Here is a 7,670-nt window from a genome sequence, read left to right as displayed (position 1 = left end):
GTTGTGATCAACGGTAAAGACGGCTCCATCGGCTTAAATGGTAAGGACGGCAAAGACGGTCTTACTATGAAAGGCGAAAAAGGCGCTGACGGCGTAACTCGCATCGTTTACGAAGATCATGACAACAATAAACACGAAGTAGCTACATTGGATGATGGTTTACGTTTCGACGCTAACTCCGGTGGCGAAAAGAAAAATAAACTTGGCTCCAAAGTTACTGTAAAAGGTACAGGTGCTAAAGCTGATTCCGAATACGATTCCTCTAACATCAAAACAAGCATCACCCAAGGTGCTAATGGTAACAGCGAAATCAATATCGGTTTGGCTAAAGACTTGAACAACATCAACACAATTAAGAACGGTGGCCCTGCTACTTTCACAATCGGCGGCAACGAATTCAAATTCGACGGCGGCAATGTGAACATGGGTGGCAACAACATTACGAACCTTAAATCTGGTATCGTAAACAACAACTCCACTGATGATACAAACGGTGCTAATATCGGCGACGTTAAGACAATTTCCAAAGCTAACGATTTGCACATTGCTCCTACAACATCTAATCGTACTGGTGAAACAACTACATCTTACGCTTACGATACAGCAAGCAAATCCGTAACATTGAAATACAACGATGGTAACGGCGCTAACCAAGCTGGTACAATTGCGAAAATCGACTTGTCCGGTTTGGCTGATCAAATCAAAGACGGTTATTCCTTCTCTACTGATGCGAAAGGCAATGTAGTTGGTAACCATGCAGTTACAGCTGTAGGCAACGGCAAGACTGTTTCCTATGCAGCAGGCGATAACTTGACAATTGCTCAACATATCGATAATGCAACTGGTGAACAAACATATACATATGCATTGTCCAACGACATTAAGATTGGTAAAGATGGTAAAGACGGCGTTGATGGTAAGATCGGTGTTAACGGTAAAGATGGTTCCTCCGTTGTGATCAATGGTAAAGACGGTTCTATCGGCCTCAATGGTAAGGACGGTAAAGATGGTCTTACTATCCGTGGCGAAAAAGGTCAAGATGGCGTAGACGGTAAAAATGGTACTAACGGTATCACTCGTATCGTATACGAAGACCACAACCATGATAAACACGAAGTTGCTACATTGGATGACGGCATGAAATATGCTGGCGACGATGCACAAGGCGCTGATAAATCCAAAGTAATCGCTAAGAAATTGAACCAAACAATGGATATCGTTGGTGGTGCAAACAGCACTAAATTGACTGACAACAACATCGGCGTGAATAACGTAGATGGCAAGTTGAAGGTTCAATTGTCCAAAGAAGTGAACTTGACTCCATCTGGTTCCTTAACAATTGGCGATACTGTAGTTAATAACAATGGCTTGACTATCTCTGGTGGTCCTTCCATTACTAAGACTGGTATCAACGCTGGTAATAAAACAATTGTTAACGTAGATGCTGGTGTAAATGACACTGATGCAGTTAACGTACAACAATTGAAAAAAGCTAAAACAGAAGTTAAGGCTGGTAATAACGTAACTGTAGACACAACTTATGGTAATGACGGTCATACAATTTACACTGTTAATGCGAATGACGTAGCTCTTGGCGATGCAGTATTGAAATACTCCGCTAACGGCACTAACACGCAATCCGTTAAATTGTCTCAAGGCTTGAACTTCGTTGACGGTAACTACACATCTGCTTCTGTTGATGCAAATGGTCAAGTTAAATACGACGTAACAATCGGTAAGGTGAAAGACGGCGTTGACGGTAAACCAGGCGTAGATGGTAAAGATGGTATCGCAACAGTTAAAACTGTAGTTGATACAATCAACAACTCCGGCTGGAAAGGTGATGTTACTGGTAACACAGTCAATAACCATACTGCAACAATCGTTAAACCTGGCACAACTGTAAACTTCGGTGCTGGTAAAAACTTAACTGTTGAACAAATCGTTAATGCTGTAACAGGCGATCATACTTACAACTATGCATTGTCCGATGACATCAAAGTTGGTAAAGATGGCAAAGACGGTGTTGACGGTAAGATTGGTGTAAACGGTAAAGATGGTTCCTCCGTTGTCATCAACGGTAAAGACGGCTCCATCGGCTTAAATGGTAAGGACGGCAAAGACGGTCTTACTATGAAAGGCGAAAAAGGCGCTGACGGCGTAACTCGCATCGTTTACGAAGATCATGACAACAATAAACACGAAGTAGCTACATTGGATGATGGTTTACGTTTCGACGCTAACTCCGGTGGCGAAAAGAAAAATAAACTTGGCTCCAAAGTAACTGTTAAAGGCACAGGCGCTAAAGCTGATTCCGAATACGATTCCTCTAACATCAAAACAAGCATCACGCAAGGTGCTGATGGCAACAGCGAAATCAACATCGGTTTGGCTAAGGACTTGAACAACATTAATACGATTAAAAACGGTGGTCCTGCTACTTTCACAATCGGCGGTAATGAATTCAAATTCGACGGCGGCAATGTAAATGTTGGTGGTTATAACATCACTAATGTGAAAGCTGGCGTAAACGATACTGATGCAGTTAACGTAAAACAATTGAAATCCGCTAAGACTGAGGTTGAAGAAGGGGATAACGTAAAAGTAACATCCCGTACTGGTGCTGATGGTCAAACAATCTACAAGGTAAGTGCTACTGGCGTTAACCTTGGCGATGCAGAATTGAAATACTCTGCTAACGGCACTAACACTCAATCCGTTAAATTGTCTAAAGGCTTGAACTTCGTTGATGGTAACTACACATCTGCTTCCGTTGATGCAAATGGTCAAGTTAAATACGACGTTAACCTTGGCAACATCAAACAAGGTACAGACGGCAAACCAGGCGTAGATGGTAAAGATGGTATCGCAACAGTTAAAACTGTAGTTGATACAATCAACAACTCCGGTTGGAAAGCTAATGCAACAGGTAATGTGGTAGGTACATCCACTGCAACAATCGTTAAACCTGGCAGCACAGTAAATTACGGCGCAGGTAAAAACTTGAACGTAAAACAAACTGTGAACGGCGAAGAACAAACTTACGAATTCGCATTGGATAAAGATTTGAAAGAGCTTAACAGCGTTCAAACTAACACAATCCACTTAGGTAGCCCAACATCTCATACAACTATTAACTACAATGTAGGTAATGATCGTATCGAGTACACAACTAAGAACGGCACTAAACAAGTAGCTAACTTAGATGATATCTGGACTATCCAAGCTAACGGTACAGACGTTAAACCTGTAGGCGGAAAAGTTAATGTTGTAGGCGGCGACCACATCAAAGTTTCTACAGATGCAGCTGGTAAGATGACAATTAGTGCTGACGGCGTTGGTACTATGAACGGCTTCAATATTAAATCTACTGGTAATACTACTAACGATTCCGATAAAACAGCTAAAAACATCACTGATGGTAAAACTGTAGAATTCTCTGGTGGTAAGAACCTCACTGTTAAACAAACTAACACTGCTGATGGTGCAAAAGTAGAATTCGCATTGAACAACAACATCGACTTGACTCCAAATGGTTCCGTAACAATTGGTGATACAGTAGTTAACAACGATGGTTTGACTATCACTGGTGGTCCTACTATCACTAAGAACAATGTTGATATGGGTGGCCAACAAATTCACAACGTGAAATCTGGTGGCGATGTAGATTCCAATGGTGCTAACATCGGCGATATTAAACGTATCTCCAAAGCTAACGATACTCGTATCAAAGACGGTAACTACGAAGTTAGCAAAAACGGTACTGTTGAAATGACATATGTTGATGGTTCTGGTAAACAATTAGTTGACGAACACGGCAACCCTGTGAAAGCAACTATTTCCGGTATCGCTCGTCAAGACTTGTCCAACATTACTAACGAAGGTAAAAAGGTTATCACTGGCCTTGGCACAATCGTAAAAGCTGGTCAAAACGTATCCGTTGATGAAGCAACTGATAACGCAACTGGTCAAAAAACATACACTGTAAACGCTGATCTTTCTGGCGCGAAAGTTTATGCTGGCGTTGGTACTGATGGTTCTGGTGTGGCTAAAGGCCTTAAGAACCCTGAAAAAGTTGAAAAAGGTACGCAATACATCGCTGGCGACAATATGGTTGTAGAACGCAAACATGTTGATGGCGACGATAAACTTGATAACTCCATCACTTACAGCTTGTCTCACGACTTGACTGAAATCAATTCTATCAGCAACGGTGGCGCAACTCTTCGCATCAACGCTAACCCAGGCGGTAATAAATACGACCGTGATGCAGCTGTAACTCCAGCTTTTGAAGTTCATGGTGGTAATCTCAGCATGACTGGTAATCGCATCGTTAACCTTGCACCTGGTATCGATGGTACTGATGGCGTAAACGTTAACCAATTGCGCGATTCCTTAACAACTGTTAAATCTACAGATGGCACTGTACGAGTTACAGATCTAAGCACAGATCCTAACAAACATGAATACGATTTACATGTTAACCCTGCAGCTGACCCTCGCATAGATAAATTGGGTGAAGAAATCGGTCATGTAGGTGCACAATCTGCTGCATTGTCCGCATTGAAACCTATCCAATACGATCCAATGGAACCAACTCAAATCATGGCTGGTTATGGTAACTACCGTGGTAATTCCGCATTGGCATTGGGCGTAGCTCATTACAAGAACGAATCCACAATGTTCCATGCAGGCGTGTCCTGGGCTGGCGGCAACGGCCATATGATGGCTAACGCCGGTGTAACTTGGAAGGTTGGCAACCGCGATAGCGAAGCTGCTGTAGCAGATCGTTACCGTAAGGGTCCTATCAGCTCTACATATGCAATGCAAACTGAAGTGGCTTCTATGAAAGCACAAAATGCCGGATTAAAAGGCGAAGTATCTGATTTGAAAGCCGAAAATGAACAAATTAAGGCTCAAAATGCAGGCTTACAAAGCGAAGTAGACCAATTGAAAGCTCAAATGGCTGCTATGATGGCTAAATTAGGTATGTAATAAGATACACATGGATGGGGATTCTCCTTGAATCCCCTACCATCGCTAATATTCGACAATGAAAAGAGGAATAGATATGAAAAAATCTACAATGCTTGCTTTCACAGCAGCAGCACTTATGAGCGCTGCATCCATTACAGGATATGCTGCTGGCTCACCAACATATGATGATAATTTGATTTTGCCTAACCCTGCTTCTACACCAACTACAGGCTCTGTTGTACTCGTTCCTGTGGCTAGCCCACAAACAGTACAAGCCCTTCATACATTTGTACAAGCATGGCAAAATGCTGAAGTTAACTATACTAAAGCTAAGGTTAAACATGACAATCATGAACAATTGACTAAGGCTGAAAGTAAATGGTTACATTCCAAGGATAAACATAACTATGCGGACTATTTTCGCACACATTCCGTGGGACGTGTCCATGGCTTTGAAGTCGCATTCAACTGGAACGGCGAAAACCGTAACAAAAATGAATACGAATTCTTTGATATGCCAAAATACAATGAAAAAGATGGTTTCGTAAATAGCTACGGATTTAACGTATTGCGCGGCATGGTAGACCAAATCAATGCAGTCGTTCAAAGACAAAAAGAAATCGGCGGTCCTATGACTAACGATGAAGCAAGTGCTTTGGAAGACGCAATCTTGGATATCATGGCTCAAGATCAAGAACATGTGAACAACGAAGACCTTCGTCACATGATGAACGAAACAATTTGGTACGCAGCTAAAGAAACCGTAAAAAACAAAGCAAGTGAAGAGCCTACTGCTACTGAAGAACACGTAGTAGACCTTCGCAAAGCAATCAATGAGCCAGTGGAACCTTCCGCTCCTCACACAATTGATTTGCGTAAAGCAATTCAACAATAAGATTGCTGACCGTATATCTTTAAAAAAACAATATGGCCCCTCATATGCTGATATAGGGGCCGTATATACCCTAGAACCCCTAACTAGGGCACAAATAATCCTTATACGAATGACGCCACCCTTGTGGGTGGCGTCATTTGTTTTATATGAAATTAATAGCAGAAGAACAATACATATTATAGTATTATATAGAGATTTTAAATTACTACAGGCCTGTAGTAATCGCAGGATTACATGTATAGGGCCTCTTATGAAATAGAACAGGCCTGTACTAATTGTAAGAAAGGTGTTGCATGGCTCTCTGTGAAATAGAACAGGCGTGTACTAATTATGAGAAGGGTGTTGTATGGCCCTTTGAGAGATAGAACAGGCCTGTACTAAATGTAAGAAGGGTGTTACATGGTCCTTCGAGAAATAGAACAGGCCTGTACTAATGGGAGAAGGGTATGTGTGTGGTCTCTTGTGAAATAGAACAGACCTGTACTAATTGCAGGAAGGGTATTGCATAGTCCTTTGAGAAATAGAACAGGCCTGTTCTATCTATAAGATGCCATATGTATGATCTCTAATGAGATACAACAGGCCTGTAGTAATTAATAGATATAACTGGTGCTAATTATTGAAATAGCATATATTGTATTTATAGTCTATAGAATCACCTATAATTATAAGCTATCATACAACATATAGTAGAATGAAAATAAATAAATACACTATACAGAAAAGGTGAAAAAAGTTTCAAATTTTTTAAAATTAGGGCTTGCGCGCATCTCTTGTTTGTACTATAATAACCATACAGTCGTTGAGGCGACTGTTTCTTAATGAGGAAACACTAGATACAATCTAGATTCTTTGTTAGTTATTTTGGAATTTTATGTAAATCCCTCACATAGAGGTAATTACAGAATTCTAAAAAAGATTATAAAAAGTGCTTGACACTGAATGGTCAACATGTTATTATAATCTAGTCGCCAGTTGGTGAAACACTTCAAACGAAAGTGCTTCGGAGCTAGATAATATCTGGTCTAACTGGTACAGATCTTTGAAAACTGAACAATGATAGGTAATCAATCATATGATTGAACATATGCCAGAGTGCGGGTTTTGACATAGTCAAAACCAACCATAATTCAAAGTTACTTAAATGTAACGACAACAAATATTGAGCTACTCAAATAGCTTCAAGATATCTTGGAGAGTTTGATCCTGGCTCAGGACGAACGCTGGCGGCGTGCTTAACACATGCAAGTCGAACGAAGAGCGATGGAAGCTTGCTTCTATCAATCTTAGTGGCGAACGGGTGAGTAACGCGTAATCAACCTGCCCTTCAGAGGGGGACAACAGTTGGAAACGACTGCTAATACCGCATACGATCCAATCTCGGCATCGAGACTGGATGAAAGGTGGCCTCTATTTATAAGCTATCACTGAAGGAGGGGATTGCGTCTGATTAGCTAGTTGGAGGGGTAACGGCCCACCAAGGCGATGATCAGTAGCCGGTCTGAGAGGATGAACGGCCACATTGGGACTGAGACACGGCCCAGACTCCTACGGGAGGCAGCAGTGGGGAATCTTCCGCAATGGACGAAAGTCTGACGGAGCAACGCCGCGTGAGTGATGACGGCCTTCGGGTTGTAAAGCTCTGTTAATCGGGACGAATGGTTCTTGTGCGAATAGTGCGAGGATTTGACGGTACCGGAATAGAAAGCCACGGCTAACTACGTGCCAGCAGCCGCGGTAATACGTAGGTGGCAAGCGTTGTCCGGAATTATTGGGCGTAAAGCGCGCGCAGGCGGAT

General features: G+C 41.9%; 2 protein-coding genes and 1 rRNA gene. All 3 read left to right on the top strand.

What is annotated here, in order from left to right; translation table 11 throughout:
* Positions 1-4,995, top strand: a 4,995-nt coding sequence (locus HMPREF1151_RS09740) for a YadA-like family protein (protein ID WP_038141524.1), incomplete at its 5' end; no start/stop codon positions are given.
* Between the two features lie 76 nt (positions 4,996-5,071).
* Positions 5,072-5,872: a hypothetical protein gene (locus tag HMPREF1151_RS07540; protein WP_009661623.1), complete on the top strand. Its 801-nt coding sequence runs from the start codon at positions 5,072-5,074 to the stop codon at positions 5,870-5,872.
* 1,188 nt (positions 5,873-7,060) lie between these two features.
* Positions 7,061-7,670 (top strand): 16S ribosomal RNA (locus tag HMPREF1151_RS07535); the annotation flags it as partial.

The organism is Veillonella sp. ACP1, from assembly GCF_000286635.1.
In the GTDB taxonomy this organism is placed as follows: domain Bacteria; phylum Bacillota; class Negativicutes; order Veillonellales; family Veillonellaceae; genus Veillonella; species Veillonella atypica.
Note: the sequence above shows the minus strand (reverse complement) of the source record. Positions and strands in the feature narration are given on the sequence as shown.